At 50.1% G+C, this 18,368-nt stretch carries 13 protein-coding genes; 7 read left to right on the forward strand and 6 right to left on the reverse strand.

Annotated elements, in window-relative coordinates; genetic code table 11:
- Window position 1: 1 nt before the first annotated feature.
- From ACQSGY_RS18595 to ACQSGY_RS18610, 4 genes are read right to left on the reverse strand one after another with little or no spacing between them, the layout of a single operon-like run.
- Window positions 2-682 carry a class I SAM-dependent methyltransferase gene (locus tag ACQSGY_RS18595; RefSeq protein WP_427179725.1) on the reverse strand — a complete coding sequence of 227 codons (681 nt, stop codon included), beginning with the start codon at window positions 680-682 and terminating at the stop codon, window positions 2-4.
- Window positions 679-2,097: a glycosyltransferase family 4 protein gene (locus ACQSGY_RS18600; RefSeq protein ID WP_427179727.1), complete on the reverse strand. Its 1,419-nt coding sequence runs from the start codon at window positions 2,095-2,097 to the stop codon at window positions 679-681. The genes ACQSGY_RS18595 and ACQSGY_RS18600 overlap by 4 nt, the downstream gene beginning before the upstream one ends.
- Before the next feature lies 1 nt (window position 2,098).
- Complete coding sequence (locus ACQSGY_RS18605) at window positions 2,099-3,229, reverse strand: glycosyltransferase (protein ID WP_427179729.1); 1,131 nt, start codon at window positions 3,227-3,229, stop codon at window positions 2,099-2,101.
- Window positions 3,229-4,560: a hypothetical protein gene (locus ACQSGY_RS18610; protein WP_427179731.1), complete on the reverse strand. Its 1,332-nt coding sequence runs from the start codon at window positions 4,558-4,560 to the stop codon at window positions 3,229-3,231. Before ACQSGY_RS18610 ends, ACQSGY_RS18605 begins: the two co-directional genes overlap by 1 nt.
- Window positions 4,561-5,089: 529 nt before the next feature.
- Here ACQSGY_RS18610 and ACQSGY_RS18615 point away from each other — a divergent pair.
- The 4 genes from ACQSGY_RS18615 to ACQSGY_RS18630 are packed head-to-tail and all read left to right on the forward strand — an operon-like array spanning window position 5,090 to window position 11,587.
- Window positions 5,090-6,505, forward strand: coding sequence for a cytochrome ubiquinol oxidase subunit I (locus ACQSGY_RS18615; RefSeq protein ID WP_111270678.1), 1,416 nt, complete (start codon window positions 5,090-5,092; stop codon window positions 6,503-6,505).
- Window positions 6,447-7,505: a cytochrome d ubiquinol oxidase subunit II gene (gene cydB, locus ACQSGY_RS18620; RefSeq protein WP_427179733.1), complete on the forward strand. Its 1,059-nt coding sequence runs from the start codon at window positions 6,447-6,449 to the stop codon at window positions 7,503-7,505. The genes ACQSGY_RS18615 and cydB overlap by 59 nt, the downstream gene beginning before the upstream one ends.
- A gap of 1 nt (window position 7,506) precedes the next feature.
- Window positions 7,507-9,567 carry an ABC transporter ATP-binding protein/permease gene (locus ACQSGY_RS18625; protein WP_427179735.1) on the forward strand — a complete coding sequence of 687 codons (2,061 nt, stop codon included), beginning with the start codon at window positions 7,507-7,509 and terminating at the stop codon, window positions 9,565-9,567.
- Between the two features lies 1 nt (window position 9,568).
- The gene (locus ACQSGY_RS18630) at window positions 9,569-11,587 is read left to right on the forward strand and encodes an amino acid ABC transporter ATP-binding/permease protein (RefSeq protein ID WP_427179737.1); all 2,019 of its coding nucleotides are present in this window, start codon (window positions 9,569-9,571) and stop codon (window positions 11,585-11,587) included.
- An 862-nt stretch (window positions 11,588-12,449) separates the two neighbouring features.
- On the opposite strand, the gene ACQSGY_RS18635 is transcribed toward ACQSGY_RS18630, so the two are convergent.
- Window positions 12,450-13,472, reverse strand: a complete 1,023-nt coding sequence (locus ACQSGY_RS18635) for a LacI family DNA-binding transcriptional regulator (RefSeq protein ID WP_427179739.1) — start codon at window positions 13,470-13,472, stop codon at window positions 12,450-12,452.
- Between the two features lie 503 nt (window positions 13,473-13,975).
- Between ACQSGY_RS18635 and ACQSGY_RS18640 the strand changes: the two genes are divergently transcribed.
- The 3 genes from ACQSGY_RS18640 (at window position 13,976) to ACQSGY_RS18650 (ending at window position 17,266) form a co-directional block, all read left to right on the forward strand.
- A complete protein-coding gene (locus tag ACQSGY_RS18640; RefSeq protein ID WP_427179740.1) occupies window positions 13,976-15,319 on the forward strand; it encodes an ABC transporter substrate-binding protein in 1,344 nt (447 codons plus the stop codon).
- 235 nt (window positions 15,320-15,554) lie between these two features.
- Window positions 15,555-16,448: a carbohydrate ABC transporter permease gene (locus ACQSGY_RS18645; RefSeq protein ID WP_427179820.1), complete on the forward strand. Its 894-nt coding sequence runs from the start codon at window positions 15,555-15,557 to the stop codon at window positions 16,446-16,448.
- Window positions 16,448-17,266 (forward strand): carbohydrate ABC transporter permease, encoded by an 819-nt coding sequence (locus ACQSGY_RS18650; protein WP_427179742.1) that lies wholly within the window; start codon window positions 16,448-16,450, stop codon window positions 17,264-17,266. The genes ACQSGY_RS18645 and ACQSGY_RS18650 overlap by 1 nt, the downstream gene beginning before the upstream one ends.
- Window positions 17,267-17,390: 124 nt before the next feature.
- Here the strand turns inward: ACQSGY_RS18650 and ACQSGY_RS18655 are convergent, their stop codons facing one another.
- Window positions 17,391-18,350, reverse strand: coding sequence for an MraY family glycosyltransferase (locus tag ACQSGY_RS18655; protein ID WP_216515138.1), 960 nt, complete (start codon window positions 18,348-18,350; stop codon window positions 17,391-17,393).
- Between the last annotated feature and the right edge of the window lie 18 nt (window positions 18,351-18,368).

Consider the following 18,368-nt stretch of genomic DNA (forward strand, 5'->3'; position numbering starts at 1 on the left):
GCTATATGTTGTTCGTTTTGCAGATCACAGCCCGGAAGCAGCGGATAGGCGCACCGTACATATCGGAGGAGATGGCATCGTCCGGTTCCTCCACATTCAGCTTATCCTCAATGGTCAGTCCGGTGACAGCCATAATGGTCTCCAGCAGATCGGGACGCATCTCAGGCACATCGAAGGTCGCAATTAATTGCCCGTCTCGCTTGAGCACCCGTGCGAATTCACGAAAAGCCCGCAGCATCGTGCCCGTATCCAGATGCTCCAGCACAGAGATGCAGAATACACGGTCGAACTGCCCCGCAGCATACGGAAGCTGAGCCAGATTGGCCTGAGCGCGATGAAGCCTGGAGAGATAGGTATCCGGCAGGCTCCGGGCCGCCTCTTCTCCAAAATCAGCCGTAATATCCAGCAGAATCGCCTCTTCTGACATAATGCGCTCATCCCAGTCACACGCGTGAACCTCACGGCAGTGGTCGGTGAGCCAGAATTTGAACGGGTGGGATATGCCGCAGGCTGCATCCAGCACCACATCGTTTGTCCGTGCAAACTGTCGTGCCCATTCATATTCGTAAGGACGGCTCCACCATGCCGGATGAAGCGGGAAAATCAGCGTATCCGTCTTCGGGTCATTTTGCCGAATGTACCTTGATTCCATCATTTCCGTTGTGAGCGGTATGTCCATCATGTCCGAATCTCCTCCTTGATTCCTGTTTCCGTTAAAAAAGCTTTCAGCACCCTGCTCCATCTGCTCCGCCATATGGACAGATCATAGGAGAGCGCCGTTTCACGTGCATAGATGCCGAGCCGTTCTCGCTCAGCGCGATCCTGAACGAGCCGAACGAGCGCAGCGGTCAGTGCCTGTTCCCCTGGAGGTACGAGCAGTCCGTTGAAGCCGTCCTGAATCAGATCATTGAGCCCGCCTACGTTGGAAGCGATTACCGGCAGCCCGCAGCTCATTGCTTCCAGACAAGCGTAGGAGGTTCCCTCCGAGAATAACGTAGGAATCACAGCAATATCTGCCTGATGATACGCTTCACGAATGTCTCTGAAATCATACGTATGCTGACGGATTCGCGCTGTATGCGGATGTGTACGTTGCCAGTAGCGGAAAGCTCTGCCCACGGTGCTGCCCTCCACCAGCTCTCCGGCAAATTCAATCTCCACATGGGGAAAAGCCCCCAGCAGCTTATCCGCCGCCAGCATCATCGGAATGATACCGCGCTCGCTGCTGATGCGGCGTGGATACAGAACGCGGATGGGACGAGACGCAGCAGGCTCATCATCAGTGCATTCAACTTCCGGGTGGACGGTTAACCTGGCAGCTTCTTCTTTATCGGAAAAGTGAGCATTGGAATCGCCGATCCGAATCGCATGCTGATCATCATTAACAGGCCCGTTCTCCTGCAAATTACTGCTCTCAGTTTCAGCATGACTGTCTCCAGCTGCATCTTCGGATGCCGGAATGATCAGGTCTGCACTTTCGGTTTGCATAGCGGTGTCTTGCTTCCAGGCCTCCAGCCATGCTTGCTCATGCTGCTGTGCAAGCGTCCTTCTGGGTGGAGCGGGGATGAAGTAAGAGGTATCAACCGCATTGGGAATCAGCACAATTTGCTCTGAATCCGCGTAAGTGCAGGCTGCCCGGCAGAAGGTTTGAAAATGGGAATCTACGGATACAATGCGTACCAGTCCATCCAGTGCCAGCTGAATATGCTCGGCAACCTGACGTTTCGTATCCAGTGGCAGCCCGGGACGATCCCAGTTAATGCCGTGACATATCCCGAGGCTACCTGGCTTGTAGTGGATGGGCTGCCAAAGACAGCTTGCGTAGATAATCGGCCCGCGAGCTGCAGCGGCCATCCTGTCAAAGGCTTCAGGCACATTGTTCATGTCATAATCGTAGCCATAGACATCAATCTGCTCGGTTCTCGTCTGGAACGCTTCGAAATAGGACAGCTGATGCACCTCGGGAATGTGACCCAGTCCCCGGATGACACTGCACAGATCAAGAATGTAACGCTCCAGCCCGCCGCCGAATACCCGGCTGAACTCCCGGTTATAACCATCGGTGAAGCTGTGGGTGAGTATGCTGACTATGCCCATATTACGGTTCCTCCTTCCATGGGAGAAGCCTTGGTTCAGGGTCCAGGATGGACTCGTACTGTGCCAGATTTCCCCACTCCCCGTGTGGATCAATACGTTTGTAGCGCAAATATTTGCGAACCCTGTCCTCCAGACTTCCAGCCCAGCCGAGATGCTGTACCTTCAGCTCGGTGTGAACGCCAGGGAGCACCGTACAGGATAAGGGCAGTCTGGGGACGTGGTGGTTCTGCTGCGGGTAAAAGTAGGAATAACCAGGCATATAACGGACAAGAGTAGCTGTATGGCGTTTGTGTACGGACCATAGCTCATCCTCGCGATAGTGGGTTCGACCGCCCCACATATCGTAAAAGCGGAAGGCAAACCAGTCTGCGTAGTCCTGATTAATAAGCTTTCGTATAGCTCTTTTGGCTTCACTGCTGTATAGTTCATCGGCGTCAACCGAGAGCAGCCAGTCCGGGTCTGTACTGACGGCTGCTTGCCACAGCGCATTGCGCAGACGCCATTCCTCCGCAAAGAGCGGCTTCTCCAGCACCTCCAGTCTTACCACCTTGGGAAAGGCACTGCATATATCCGGCGTTCCGTCTGTGCTGGCATCATCAACAATGACAATCTCATCCACAAATTCACTCAGGTCATGCAGCACTTCCTCCAGATAACGACCCTGTTCGTTGCGGACCTGCAGCATAGCTGTCAGCTTGTTGTTTTGACTCTTACGCACCCTTCGAACAGCATACGATTGTGTAAAAGCATCCGTCTTCCTGTCCTGTAATGACAGAGAATACGGTTCTTCTTCAATCCGCGAATTCACAACGCGATGAACCTGATGGGTGACCTGACTCGACGAGCCCTGGACTTCTGAATCAGAAGGCTCGACCTGCGCCCGGGTATCCGGGCCATGTATCGTTTTGTCGCCCTGTTCATTGATCGTGGTACTGACCCGTTCCTGCTCCGTGTTGATAACCAACTCGTTCATCACATTTGTGCCTGGTCCTTCCATCGGTTTGATCTCTATATGATCTGTATGAAAGTTACTTAACTCTCGGTCTTTATGCACAGCAGGTGTTTGCTGCTGAAATGTATTATTCAAGATAGGCCTGTTCCCAAGGGTTCTGCGTTTTTTCGGATCCATCATTAAGGTACCTCCCCAAGCAGCTGCTGCACGGCTTGATCCAGCAGCTCCAGTTCCAGGATTCGAGCCAATGCATCTTCATTTTCTACAGCTGTTTCCAGGAACAGCCTCACCGCCCCGTGACGTTCTCCCCGAAGGGCCAGTGCTGTCCCAGATAATTGCTGATATTCGCGAAGACTGGCTCCGTCCTGGATGTCGCTGGCATGAACCAATGCCAGGGCGTGCTCCACACGCTCAGTTTCCTGGTAGATGCGAAACTTCCAGTGTCTCGCTGTCTCCCCGCCAAGCTCATCCAGAATACGCATGGCACTGCCGTAGTCGTCGTTGATGCGGAGCAGCTCCGCTTGAACCAGCTGCTCTTCTCCCGCTTCAAGCCAGCGGCATAACTGCTCGTAATGGTGGCGTTCCTGCTCGTTCCCGGCACTGATGCCATACACCTGCAAAGCCTGCTCGGTTTGACCCGATTTTGAATAGATCGCCGAGAGGAAACGGTAGTGGGACTGAACGCAGTCCTGACGCCCATTGATCACTGCATGAGAGAAGGCTTCTTTCAGTGAATCGGCTGCATGATTGTCCTCCAGTAAATATTCGTAAGCCGCCAGGAGGAAGGAGATCGTCTCATGTGCACCTGTCTTGGCCCGAAGCTCTCTGTAGTAGTCGACTCGCACCCGGCATTGTAGCGACGTGATGCTGTCTGGTATGCCAGCAAGAACCTGCCTCAGTGCATGTAAAAAAAACAGCTCATAATCACGCAGCGGAATGCTCTGGCTGTCTTGATTGACGTAACCTGCAGGTGAAGGGTCTTCTCCTCCAAGCCAGACGGTCCGAATGCCTTGAAAGAGCAGCTTCATATACCGGGTTTCCGAAGAGGTGCCAACCAGATCGGCTATACCGACCAATCTTGAAATGCTGCTCTCCCAGAGCGGAGATGCAGCTTCATCTCCAACGGGCTCTGGCAAGAGTGCAATACATACTTCTGGCCGCATGGCTGCGACAGCCATCAGCCAATAAGGATGGGCAACAACTGCAACTGTCCTTGGCTCCAACAAGCGCTTCTTGGCTTCTGACAGGGGAATGGCATGAATGGATGCCGGAAGCTGCTCTTGCTCAGCACTGCGGCTGCTGACGTAGGCGAGCGTTCCCTGCTCGGCTGCAAATAAAGCAGCAATGTCGGGGTAAGGGAATGATGACCAGCCCCCTTTGCGCGGAAAAAGCACATATTGGACCGGCCGGGCCGTGTCTGCTGCCAGTTCCTGTTCAGCCTGCTTCCGTGCAGCAGCAGAGCCGGGTTTTGACAAGCAATCTGTAGTTGTTAACGGTTCTGAACGTTCCAACTTTCATTCACCTCACTTTATTTATAAGGCTTACTTTCTATGTAAAGTGCTTTAGCATACCGCATGTGTGTGAACTGCCTGACACTAACATATGGGGATTCTGCTCCAAACATGAACATTTCCAATAATACTCGCGTTGTACAGCCCTTAATGTGGGATACACAAACTAACAAAGTGGCGGCATACAACGATTAAAGTGGCGATATATAACGATTGAATTGGCAACATACAACGATTAAAGTGACGATTTACAACCATTAATGCATGTGATAGACAAATCAATGATGCAGCAGACACAGCCGAACAAGCGACAGGAACCGCCAAACAATAGGCTTAATTTTATCTATTGTGTGACCAAGGTCACTTTTTTTCGCAGGGGAGGTAGGTATTGTGATAATTCTCACATGTGAGTTATGCGTAATCTGGCACAATACGTTCATCAACGTATTTGGAGAACAGACAGCGAAGATGAACGCTTCAACGCCACTTACGTATCTTGCTAAAGCGAACAGAAAGAAGGGGTAAAGGTATGGATCCGATTATGCTATCGCGTATCCAGTACGCACTTACAACGATTTTCCACTTTTTCTTCGTACCGCTGTCCATCGGCCTTGTGCTGCTGGTTGCGATTATGGAGACGTTGTATGTTGCCAAGGGGAAGGAAATCTACAAAACGATGGCCAAGTTCTGGGGCAAGCTGTTCCTGATCAACTTTGCCGTCGGCGTAGTCACCGGTATTTTACAAGAATTTCAGTTTGGCATGAACTGGTCGGAGTATTCCCGGTTTGTCGGTGACGTGTTCGGTGCGCCACTGGCGATTGAAGCGCTGCTTGCGTTTTTTATGGAATCTACATTTATCGGTTTATGGATATTCGGCTGGGACCGTTTGTCCAAAAAAGTCCATCTGGCTTGTATCTGGCTTGTATTCACCGGTACATTCCTGTCTGCGCTGTGGATTCTCGCAGCCAACTCGTTTATGCAGCATCCCGTCGGCTTCACGCTGAATAATGGCCGGGCCGAGATGAATGACTTCTTTGCATTAATTACGAATGGTCAGCTTCTCGTTGAATTCCCGCACACGATTTTCGGTGCTCTCATGACAGGAGCCTTTGTGGTAACGGGTATTAGCGCCTACAAGCTGATGAAAAAACAAGATGTGGAAGTGTTCCGCAGATCCTTCAATATTGCAATTATTATCGGTCTCGTTTCCTCGCTGGGTGTGGCTTTCTCAGGGCACTTCCAGGCACAGTATCTGGTGGAAACACAGCCAATGAAGATGGCTGCAAGTGAAGGCACATGGACAACAACGGAGGACCCTGCACCATGGACGGTTATTGCCTCCATTGATACGAAGAATCAAGAAAATTCAGGGGAGATCAAAATCCCTGGACTGCTCAGCTACCTGTCCTACAGCAAATTCTCGGGCAGTGTCAAAGGCATGAAAGAACTGAATGCCGAGTATCAGCAGACGTATGGACCGGGAGATTATATTCCACCTGTACGTACAACGTTCTGGAGCTTCCGTGTCATGATTGCTGCGGGTGGATTGATGATTCTGCTGGCGATGTATGGAACGTATCTGGCTTGGCGCAAAAAGTTGGAAGCAGCTAAACCATGGTTTATGCGTTTAATGGTATTTGCTATCTCATTGCCGTTTATCGCCAATACAGCAGGCTGGATTATGACGGAGGTCGGCAGACAGCCATGGACGGTATTTGGATTTATGACGACCGAAGCTGGCGTATCACCTAACGTATCCGCAGGTATGATCTTGTTCTCTACGATTGCCTTCACAGCGGCGTATAGCGTTCTTGGGGCCGTGATGGTGTATCTGTTTGTACGCAAAATCAAAGCAGGACCGTATGCCGTCGATAAGTCGGAAGAGCATGATGAGTCGGCCGATCCGTTTGGCATGGATGGGGGGTATTCCGTTGTTACTAAGTGAGCTGTGGTTTGTACTGATTGCCGTGTTGTTTATCGGGTTTTTCTTTCTTGAAGGTTTTGACTTCGGCGTAGGCATGTCTACCGGACTGATTGCCCGAACTGATCGTGAACGCCGTACGCTGATCAACTCCATTGGTCCATTCTGGGACGGCAATGAGGTTTGGCTGCTGACCGCGGGTGGGGCGATGTTTGCGGCTTTCCCGCATTGGTATGCAACACTGTTCAGCGGGTTCTATTTGCCGCTTGTTGTTGTGCTGCTGCTGCTCATCGGGCGCGGGGTTGCCTTCGAATTCCGCAGTAAAATGAAACAGCAGCGCTGGCGCAAAACATGGGACATCATCATTCTGGTGGCCAGCGCGCTGCTGCCATTCCTGTTCGGAGTGGTTTTTGCAACCATGATGAAAGGTCTGCCAATTGACGAGCAGATGCAGATGCATGCCGGATTCCTGGATATTGTCAATCCTTACAGCGTCGTAGGCGGCTTGAGTGTGACGCTGCTGTGCCTGGTTCACGGGCTGTTATTTGCTTCCCTGCGTACTGTGGGCGAGCTTAGAGAGCGGGCACTGCATCTCGCACAGAAGTTAATGATTCCGCTGACTGTAGTTCTGGTCCTGTATGCGGTATTAACCTATGTGATGACCGATGTGTTCGCTGTTCGCGGCTGGGCACTCTGGATTATGGTGGTGCTTGGTGCGGTTGCATTCGCACTTGCTGCGTACTTTATTCGCCAGAAGCGTGAAGGCCTGGCTTTCGGTATGACCGGTGCAGTCATTGCAATCGCCTTTGCATCCGTATTTATCGGACTGTTCCCGAGAGTCATCGTAAGCTCTCTCGGTTCGGCTTTTGATCTGACCGTATATAATGCGGCATCCGGTGCCTATTCGTTAAAAGTAATGACCATTGTTGCCTGCACACTGCTGCCATTTGTGCTTGGGTATCAGATCTGGAGTTATTATATTTTCCGCAAACGTCTGAACGAACAGCACCACCTGGAGTACTGACATGGGACGCGGGCTGATGAAGCTGCCGGGCATCCGGCCGGTACTCGCGCTGGCCTCTGCACTGGTGCTGCTGCAGGCGATGACCATTATTATGCAGGCCAAATGGCTGGCACAGGCCATTACGGCATTGTTTGAAGGTTCTCCTGTATCATCGCAGGTTCCTGTGCTGCTGCTGTTCCTGGCTGCTTTTGCCGCCCGCTACGCCATGTCATTCTGGCTGCAGCTTGTCACCACACGATATGCGGAGAGAACGGGAACGGACCTGCGCAGACAGATGATGGAACAGTGGTTTCGGCTCGGTCCGCGTTACGCCAAAACCGAAGGCACAGGACATCTGGTAACGCTGGCGCGTGAGGGGATTGCTCAGTACAAAACGTATCTGGAGCTGTTCATACCACGTATGCTGGGCACGGGATTTACACCTGTAATCATTCTGTTATACGTGTTCAAACTGGACACCATGTCCGGTATCATTTTGATGCTGACGCTGCCGATTCTGATTGTGTTTATGATTCTGATTGGGCTTGCGACCCAGCGCAAAATAGACGGACAGTTCAAATCCTACAAAGCGCTGGCAAATCATTTTGTAGATACGCTTCGCGGGCTGGAAACGCTCAAGACACTCGGGCAAAGCAAGACGCATGAAGGCTCCATTATGCGGGTGAGTCAGCGGTATCGCAAAGCAACGATGTCTACCCTTCGCATGGCGTTTTTGTCCTCGTTTGCGCTCGATTTCTTCACCATGCTGTCGGTTGCTTCGGTAGCTGTAGGGCTTGGGCTGCGTCTGACGGAAGGCAATATGCTGCTCGGCCCCGCCCTGACGGTGCTGATTCTGGCGCCGGAATATTTCTTGCCTGTTCGTATGCTGGGTGCGGATTATCATGCGACACTGGATGGCAAGGAAGCCGGGGAAGCGATCAATAAAGTGATCGAGCGGGGCAAGGCTGAAGAGCAGCGTCAGAGGCAAGCCTATGCAGGTGTAGTGCATCATGGGGAAGAACTGGAGAGAGGTGGGACAGGTGATAGAGTGTCTGATCATCTGTCATCCGCCATACTTCATCCCCCCTCCACAACACGTACATTGGATAAATCAGAAACAACAAACACACCAGACACAACAGAAACATCAGATAAACTAAACGCCGCAAGCACATCAGTCATGCTAGAGACACAGGCCCCTGCTGCTTCACGACTGCGTGTTGTCTTTAATCGGGATAAACATGAGATGAAGCTGTCCGCCACTTCTTCCGATCATGGTGTGCATGGTGCATCTCCAGCCTTCTTGCGTCCTGCCGATTCTTCGGCATCGGTGTCCTCGTGGGGAGAGTGCAGCCGATTAGCGCTGACAGATATTCAGGTTCAACATGAAGCCGAGGGACCTTATTCTCTGCGGGATGTGACATTTCAACTGACGGGCCTAGGCAAAATCGGGATCATTGGCGCCAGCGGAGCCGGGAAATCAACATTGATGGATGTGCTCGCAGGTTTCCAGATTCCAACAGGCGGGCAAGTGCTGGTTAATGGTCAGCACCTTACCCCGGAACTGCTCAATGCCTGGCGAAGCCAGACGGCAGCTATTCCGCAGCATCCTTATATATTCAGCGGCTCCATTGCAGATAATATTCGTTTCTACTTGCCAGAGGCATCTGATGCCGAGGTAGCTCAGGCTGCTCAGGCAGCAGGACTGACGAAGCTGTTATCATCGCTGCCGGGCGGTCTGCATGAAGAGATTGGTGCGGGTGGCAGACAGCTCAGCGGCGGCCAGGAGCAGCGTGTTGCGCTGGCAAGAGCTTTGCTCAGTGAACGCAGCGTGCTCCTGCTTGACGAACCTACAGCGCATCTTGACGTGGAGACCGAATATGAGCTGAAGCAGACCATGCTGCCGCTGTTTGAAGGCAAGCTTGTTTTTCTGGCGACACATCGTCTGCACTGGATGCCGCATATGGATCGCATTATCGTCATGGACGGCGGCACAGTGGCGGAGATGGGCACACATCAGGAACTGCTGGCAAGACGCGGGGCATATTATCACATGATTCAGGCGCAGATGGAGGCGATATGAGATGAAATCCGGATATTCAAGAGTGGAGACAGAACAGAGTGAGCAACCAACAAACAGCTGGATCGCTCCATACACAGCACAGTACCGCTGGAGATTTATAGGTGCAATTGCACTGGGCACATGCGCGGCACTCTGTGCAGTGATGCTGCTGTTCACCTCTGGATATCTGATCTCGAAGTCTGCGCTGCGTCCTGAAAACATACTGATGGTGTACGTTCCTATTGTAGGCGTACGTGCCTTTGGGATTTTCCGGGCAGTGTTCCGCTATGCCGAACGGCTGGCGGGGCATGATGCTGTCCTGCGTGTACTTGCAGATCAACGGGTGAAGCTGTACCGCATTTTGGAGCCGCAGGCCTTGTTCCTGCGCTCACGCATGCAGACCGGTGATGTGCTTGGCGCACTTGCCGATGACGTGGAGCGTCTGCAGGATATTTATCTGCGCACCGTATTTCCGGCGGTGACTGCGCTTGTAATCTATGGTGCGGCTGTGCTTGCTTTTGGCAGTGTTGATCCGATGTTTGCCGTATGCATGGCGCTGTATATGTTATTTATCGCGGCGGTATTGCCTGCAATATCCTTGAGATTAACCTGGAGATGGCGTGTGCAGCTGAAAAGAGAAAACAGCAAACTGTACACACGTCTCACCGACGGTGTGCTGGGGCTTGGAGACTGGATTGCCAGTGGCAGAGCGGCGGCGTTTGTACAGTGGCAGGAAGAGGATGAGGAGCAAGCCGAACAGATTCGCCGCAGATTGCGGCGCTGGAATCGGTGGCGTGATTTCATTGCACAGTTTGTCATCGGGCTGATGGTGGTTTCGGTAACCTTGTGGGCAGGGCAGGCGGCCTCTGCTGCCCAGCTGCCTGCGGTCATGATCGCTGCCTTCGTACTGGTGCTGTTTCCGCTAACGGAATCACTGCTGCCTGTAGGCGATGCGCTCGGGCATGTGCCGGATTACCGTGAATCACTGGAGCGATTAAACAGGCTGGAAGGACAAGAGGGAACGGGTACGGATACGGCTGGAAAAAAAGATAGAGATAATAGAAACAAGGATACAGACAAAAATAGAAAACAGGATCGAAGCAAGGATAGTGGAGGTTATAACGAGCAGTATAAGGAGCGGCAGCAAGATTCTCGGGAATCCGGTTTGAAAACGGGGCAGCATTCCAGTTCGATCAGTGGGTACGGTACTGACAGCAGTGCTTCTGCGGACGGACGAATTCGGCTGCGAATCCCGCCCAAGCTTCGTGCGGATATTGCCATTGAGCAGGTGAGCTATCGGTATGCCCCAGAAGGGGAATATGCTCTTCAGGACATCTCCCTGCATCTGCCTCAGGGCAAACGGCTGGCAATCCTGGGTCGCAGCGGTGGCGGCAAATCAACCCTGCTGAAGCTGATCCAGGGTGCGTTGTCTCCGTCATCAGGACAAGTATTGATTAATGATCTGCCTGTCGAGATGCTGGGCGAGAGTGTAACCGAGGTTGTAGCGGTGCTGAATCAAAGTCCGCATCTCTTCGACACCACTGTTGCGAACAACCTGCGGATCGGAAGGCCGGATGCAACGGATGAGGAGATTCGGCAGGTAGCTGCACAGGTTGGCCTGGCTGGTCTGATCGAATCGTTACCGCAGGCTTATCATACCCCGATGCTGGAGACAGGATTGCGCTTCTCCGGCGGAGAGCGTCAGCGGATTGCACTGGCTCGGGTGCTGCTGCGGAAGACACCGGTTGTTATTTTTGACGAGCCGACCGTGGGGCTGGACCCTGTGACAGAACGTGAACTGATGCGCACGATGCTGGACAGCCTGCAAGGCAAAACGTTGATCTGGGTCACCCACCACCTGATTGGGGCAGAGAAGATGGACGAAATTGTATTTGTGGAAAATGGAAAAATCGTCATGCAGGGTTCTCACGAACAGCTGCTGGCTCGGGAAGAGCGTTACCGCCGGCTCATTGAGTTGGACCGCCCCGGTTGGCTAGAGCGGCAGCATGAGACACCGCTACCACCTGCAGCTTCCAAATAGTCGGCCTGCGGGAGACGTTCTGCATTGGGATGCGGGCTGAAGGGCAGGGAAGGAACAGTTGAAGTTCCGGGGGTATTCTTTGGAACTAATTCTCCAGAATTGATACTCTGGAGTTTCATGTGATTCCAACTGACCTTATTGTAATGTTTGAGGATACACCCACGCTCTTTGTGGGCCCATGTCCATGAGTATCAATAAAGCAGAAAGCTAAAATCCAAAAAGACGAAGCGGGACAATCCTGCTTCGTCTTTTTGGAATTTTTGGCTGGGTGTGCTGTTATTGGTTACTGTTCTGGCTGGCGTAAAATATCGCTAACGATCTGAGGTGACGTTATTCGGCTCATTTCAGGTCATTTTAAAAGCTAACGATTCTGAGAAACGCTATTATCGTCTTTTTGCCCGAAAATCACCCCGAATCATGCATTTTCATGGAAATAGCGTCGCTGGGAATCGTTAAAATTTTCGTTATGCCTAAATCGGGTAAATAAGCTTTCTGGGGATCGTTAGGGCCCACGCACTGGATCAACTTTTTCTATATTGATCTATACATTCAAATATTTACCAACTTACGGCGTTTAATTCAATATTCTCTATCCAATCACCCGTCGCGTAACCTTAGGCTCTCTCCTCCAACTCACTGTTAATATGCACTTAGAGGGAGCCCTGTAGCCAACCGCTCATCCATACACTCTCCCATTCCGTCCACTCACTCATCCATTCACACACCCATCCACTCATCCCATACACTCACCTATCTATCCATTCAATCAACAATCACTCTACCGCTCACTAACTCATTCACTTACTCCCTAACTCACTTACCGAGCAACCTCAGGCGCACAGCACGCCATGCATACAAACATTTACTGACCTGTGGGCAAGGTGCCGCAAGAGTGACGAAGCACAAGCTCGGGTTCTACTTTAATGCACCGATTATCCATCTGCTTGTTCATCAGATCAAACAGGATCATGGCAGCCAGCCGTCCGATTTTGTCTGTGTCCTGTTTTACGGTGGTTAGCGGCGGATCACTGTAACGGCAAGCTTCAATGTCATCACATCCAGCCACCGCGATGTCCTCTGGTATACGCAGTCCCGCCTCCTTAAAGGCACGAATAGCACCGAAGGCAAGCAGGTCAGTCGCTGCGAACACAGCACGTGGCAATACCTCAGCAGATAAAAGCTGTTTGGCTGCCTCATAACCATCTGTAGCGGCATAATCCTTGCTGTAAACAAGCCATTCGGGCCGCTCTTCGAGACTAAACTGCTTTAGTGATTGTTTAAATGCTTGTTCCCGCTGCTGCATCACAATGGAGGCACGCTGGAGCCCGATAAATCCAAGATCCCGATACCCGTTCATATAGAACTGCTCCACCACTTTGGTCGATATTTTTTCGTTATCTGACATGATGTAACAGGAGTTTTGTCCAGTCAGCTCAATATCAATTCCGATACATGGAATCGGGCTGGCATCAAGGTCGGATACACTGCTTTCCACCTCGTCACCCGCAATAATAATGCAGCCATCCACTTGAAAATATTTGGATCTCGCCAAATAGTCCTCACCCTGCTCGAGAAACTTTTCATTGGAAAAGAAGAGCAGATCGTATCCTAACAGCCCAATCTGTTTTTTGAAGGCGTTAATGACCTCCACAAAGAACGGGTGACTGAAATCCACATTCAGTTTCCCTGCAAACACCACACCCACCAGATGAGATTTCTTGGTCGCAAGTGTTTTGGCGGAAGAGGAGGGGCGGTAGCCGGTTTCTTCCATAATTTTGAGCACACGCTGGCGTGTCTCATCGCCAATATCAGGGTAGTTGTTAATGATTTTGGATACCGTTGCAACAGACACGCCGGCTAAACGAGCTATCGTTTTAATATTCATATTATCCCTCAAATTCTAAACTAGTTTCGTAGATTATGGCTGTGTCTCCATACGCATTCCTGCCAACATTCTATGTCACAACCACCAGAGAGTCAATAAAGTAAAGGGTCGACGGAGATGAATTATGCGATGTATAGAGCTGTTTTATACATTCAATTCTCAAAACTGCGAAAATAAAGCGGCGTTTTAGTAAATTTATAATCTCTGTTGAGATATCTAGCATTCTTCTTCAGATAAGAAAGAGAGAGAATTGCAGCATATTTACATCTGGATATTTATGTATTTCGTAAAACGAGTTTTGTCAACACCGATTGTGGAGTCCTTAAATCCCTGATTTAGCGAGGGTTTACTCTAATATATTGAAAAAAAGTAAATAAACTATTTACAAATTTATCTGGTGAAGTCATAATGAGGGTGTGTTTAACGAAACTAATTTCGTAAATTCGGGGATTATTGTATTCATGAATTCGTAATTCAATCTTGTATGGTTGGGGGAAAGTGGTATGAAAAGAAAAATGTTAATGATTTCACTTGTAACCGTTTTATTGTTTGTGCTTGCAGCCTGCAACAGCAATTCTACGGATTCGGATGGGAAGGCGTCTACAGATAGCAGTAAAAAAGTGACGTTAAAGATTATTCACTGGCAGCAAGAAAATATCAACAATTACATCAAACAGTTCAATGCCAAATTCGAAGAGAAATACCCCGATGTGAAGGTGGAGTATACAACTGTTCCGGCGGATGCTACGTATGATCAGCTGATGCAGACGCGGATGAATGCAGGCAGTACGGGTGATGTAGATATCATTCCGCTGAAATCCAGCTTTGTGGGTGCTCCGCAAGACTGGTCCAAGGGTGCGGCTGATCCGATGTGGAAGCAGTGGATTGATGCAGGGCTGATTAGTGACCTGTCAGACCAGACTTTTATCAAAAACTATAATGAGGTCGATGTGCAAAATGCGATGACGTACAACGACAAAGTGTACGGTGTCAACATGGGTAAAGTGGCATTTACGGGACTATTCTACAATAAAGACCTTTTTGCCAAATACAATCTGCAGGTGCCAACAACGTGGGATGAACTGCAAAACGTCATCAAAGTGTTCAAGGATAATGGTGTAGAAGCGCTGGGCTTTGCAGGTAAAGATGTTTGGCCGATTGGTCTTGCGGTGCAAGGACTTCAAGCCTCCATACATGACGACCAGCTCAGCTACATCAAAGGTCTGTGGACGGGTCAAACCAAGCTGACTGATCCGGTACAGATCGAAGTGCTGCAGAAGGCTCAAACGTTGATGAACAGTGCAATGCCTGGTTTCATGGGGATTGACTATGGTACATTGCCAAGTTTGTTTGCAACAGGCAAGGTGGCGATGATTGCTGATGGTACGTGGGATGCAACGACGATTCAAGCAGCTAACCCGGAATTGAAGTTTGGTTATTTCCCGATTCCGGGCAGCAACGATGCGGCAAAGAACAAAGACTTGGCTGGTAAATACGATATGACCTGGATGGTTGTAGATAAATCACCGAACAAGGATTATGCATTGAAATGGCTGGAAATGTTGTCGGAGAAAGATAATTATACGGACTTTGTCAATGCTGCCGGATTCCTTCCGACACAGCCTGATGTACAGATTACGAGCGAATTTATTAAAGATATCCAGCCATATCTCGAAAACTTCAAACTTTCATGGGATCAGCTGTTTATTAACCGACAGAACGTAGGGCAATATATCGCCGAATCCAGTGTGCATGCAGAGATGCTCAAACCAGCTGGACCAATCGCTGCACCAGAGGAACTGGCGAGCAAATCACAAGCAGATTGGGATGCAGCAGCTCCGAAATAAATAACAAATCTGTGATCAGCCTTTGAAGATTCAGGCGTATGATCTATCTAGCTGTTCATACAGCTAGATAGATCAAAAATTTAGTCCTTCTTAAATAACAGGAAGCCCTGCTTCTTGATGCAAGCTATAACATAAACCGGAATAGCGCTTGGGGTAAGAGCCTTCAGGCCAGCCTCGATCAAGCAAAGCTGTTGTTCCGGTTTTTTAGTTTTACCCGATGAAAGGTGTGAGGACGATGTATCCGTTTGGAAAAGGGAAGGCACGGCTGATTCCTTATCTGTATTTGAGCATTCCGCTGCTGCTTTATGTCGTATTCGGCTTTGGCCCATCTCTCGTAACCGTGCTGTTTTCGTTTACGGATGCGACAGGTGTGAGGGGGCAGGCATGGAGCTTTGTTGGCTTGGAAAATTATAAAACCTTCTTCGGCGCCTCTAATGCAGGAGATCGTCTGGATGCCATCGGGCGATCCTTGTATTTTGCGTTTGCAGTAGTCATCATCCAGAACGCAGTAGGTCTGTTTATGGCGATCCTGATTAACAAAAAGCTAAGAGGCGACAAGCTGTATCGTGCAGTATTCTTTTTGCCTGTCGTGCTGGGAGTAACGGTGTCCGGACTGATCTGGCAGCTTGTAGCGAATCCGCTTGGCGGGCCGGCGCAGTCGATTCTGAATTTCTTTGGCACCAGCTCCAACTTTTTCGGAGATTACAACATTGCCTTCGAGCTGATTATTTTCGTACAAATCTGGATGTACATGGGCTATTCCATGACGATCTTTCTTGCGGGTCTGCAAACGATCCCGAGTGATCTGTACGAGGCGGGATATATGGACGGTGCATCGGGATGGAAGGCATTCACCAACATTACGTTCCCGATGATTGCTCCTTCTTTTACCGTGAATATGCTGTTGTCCATTATCGGCGCACTACAAACCTTTGACATTATCTACGTCCTCACAGGCGGCAAGTTTAATACAACAACACTGGCGTTTGATGTTTATGCAACAGCGTTTGGCACTGGCACAGCGGATTATGGTCTGGCCTCTGCGGTAGCGATGATACAGTTCCTGTTTGTGTTTACCATCTCTATGGTTGCCTTGTTCTATCTTCGCAGAAGAGAGGTGGAGGTGTAATGAAGCAGAGCAGAACGTCGAGAACAATCAGCTACATCATCGTGCTCCTGGTGCTTGCGTTATACGTGTTCCCTCTGTTCTATCTGTTTAATGTGTCGATGAAAACACAGACAGAGTATTTGCTGAATCCCGTAGCACTTACGGAAGGCATTCGGCTGGAGAACTTTACGGAAGCGTGGACGAAAGGCAGCTTCTCTCAGTATATGTGGAACAGTGTGCTCTATACGGGCATGTCTACACTGTTGACGTTGATTTTATCCGTATTTGCAGCATTTCCGCTTGCTCGCAGATACGTGAAGTTCAGTACATTTATTTATATTTTCTTTCTGATCTCGATGTATTTGCCGAATCCGCTGATTCCGCAATTCTCATTGATCAATCAACTGGGTCTGTATAATACCCAAACGGGATATATATTGCTGAAAACGACCGGTACGGGCATTGCGTTTCTGATGTTTGTCGGTTATATCAAATCGGTATCCCGCGAGCTGGATGAGGCGGCTGCCATGGACGGATGCGGGTACACAAGGTATCTGTTCATGATCCTCGTTCCATTAATGAAGCCGATTCTGGCGACAGGCATTATTCTGACAGCGATCGGGGTATGGAATGATATTATCGGACCGACCATTTATTTGTCTGATCCGAACTACCAGCCAGTAACGAAAGGGTTGTTCACATTCTATGGGCAGTACATGAATAACTGGCCGCTGCTGGCGTGTGGCATCCTCATTGTAACGCTGCCGCTGGTAGTGCTGTACGTTGCACTGCAGCGCTTCATCGTTGGCGGGGCAATGGCTGGCGCAGTGAAGTCATAGGAAGCAAGGAAACAAGGAAGTGAGAAAGCAAGAAAGCCACCCTCATTGAACATGAAGGTGGCTTTTGGTATTTCTATTGTTTTATACGAGCAAGTATTTATCCCTTGGTGGACCGAGCTTTTTTTTACATATCCACTAACAACAAAATAATGGAGGACAGGCACAGACAGGTGCTGACCAGATAGAGCACAGCTACGACCTGTTTGTGGTTCAAACCGGCACGCAGCAGGCGATAATGAGCCTGACTTGCATCGGCCTGGTAGATCGCTTTGCCTTGCAGGAAACGTTTGATCACAACGAAAATATTATCGAAGATCGGTACGCCGAGCGCCAGAATCGGAATGAAAATGGACAGCACTGTAGCTTGCTTGAATGCACCGTCAAGTGCGATCACCGCCAGGATAAAGCCAAGGAACGTAGCACCTGCGTCGCCCATAAATACTTTGGCAGGAGCCTTGTTATATTTTAGATAACCCAGTGTTACCCCGACCAGTGTGATGGACATGAGTGCAGAATCGGTCTGTCCCTTCGTTATGGCTACAATAAACAGTGTAATTGCCGAGATTGCTGACAAGCCACCAGCCAGTCCATCCATGCCGTCTGAGAAGTTAATTACGGTCGTTACACCGAATATCCACAGGATCGTCAGAATGAATTGCAGCCAGATCGGCAGCAGTACGTATTCTGCATTGAACGGATTCACGAAGCCGGTAAACGCAATGCCAGAAGCGAAAACGAGCACTGCAGCAGAGACCTGAATAATCATTTTAGGAAGAGCGGGAAAATCTTTACCTTTGGTTTTGTACCAGTCATCAATCGTACCGATCGTCAGAAGAAGCATGCCGCCTGCGACCAGTGCAGCCGTTTCCCAAGTCAGTTCTTTTGTCAGAGCAATGTATGTCAGGAAAAATCCAGTAAATATCGCGTAGCTAGCAGTCAGTGGTATCGGTTGCCTGTGCAGCTTGCGCTCCACATCTTCCCGGGGCTTGTCCACAAAATCCAACCTGTGCGCCAGTCGGCCCAGCGGCGGAATCAGCAGAACCACGACAGCAAAAGACAATATGAAAGCCAGTATGTATATCATAAACTCGCTTGGTTCACT

This window comes from Paenibacillus sp. TC-CSREp1 (assembly GCF_050171015.1).
Classification (GTDB): Bacteria; Bacillota; Bacilli; order Paenibacillales; family Paenibacillaceae; genus Paenibacillus; species Paenibacillus silvae.